Origin of the sequence: Porphyromonas uenonis 60-3, assembly GCF_000174775.1 — a bacterium.
GTDB classification, from domain to species: Bacteria; Bacteroidota; Bacteroidia; order Bacteroidales; family Porphyromonadaceae; genus Porphyromonas; species Porphyromonas uenonis_A.
Window position 1 is genome coordinate 1 of the sequence record NZ_ACLR01000064.1, and the last position, 578, is coordinate 578.

At 50.2% G+C, this 578-nt stretch carries 1 pseudogene; it reads right to left on the reverse strand.

The features are described 5' to 3' along the window. Positions 1-390: pseudogene (locus tag PORUE0001_RS01950) on the reverse strand (hypothetical protein); the annotation flags it as partial. Between the last annotated feature and the right edge of the window lie 188 nt (positions 391-578).

Consider the following 578-nt stretch of genomic DNA (forward strand, 5'->3'; position numbering starts at 1 on the left):
GCTGGGGGTGAAGAGTTCTTTGTAGTTGTTTTCAAGTACTTTAGCGAAGTTTGAAGGCTTGACAAACCAATCGAAAGTGGCGTGCCAACCTCTAGCATTCTGACCATTGAGCATCTCGCTTGACACGAGATTGTCAACAGCCTCCAGCAGGGCATCTGCGCCATACTCTCGAAGGCGGGCATTTAGTTCAGCTAGACGACTTCCTTGCAGAGAGCGCAACGCTGGTATGTTAGCTTGCTTTGTTGCTAGCTTGCTATTGAAGTAATCTACGAAGGCGAGAGCCTCCTGCTCCCTTAAGCCTTTATGGGGTGATACGTCCGTCAGGCTTAATTGCCCATCATCGGCTCCCAAAAATTTTGCCTCACGCGCACGGGGCTGGAGCTGGGTCATCTGAGCGAAGCGAAGATGACGAGATTGGGGGATTATAGGGGGTATAGAGTTAGGGGTTACAGGGGAAAGAGAAAAGGGGGACGAAGGGGGGAAAGAGGCAAAACCTTTTGCTTTTTCCTCCTGAGTGGTGGAAGAAGAGCTAAGAGGCTTAGCAGTACTTTGCTCGACATCAGCTACTTGAGTGTTGT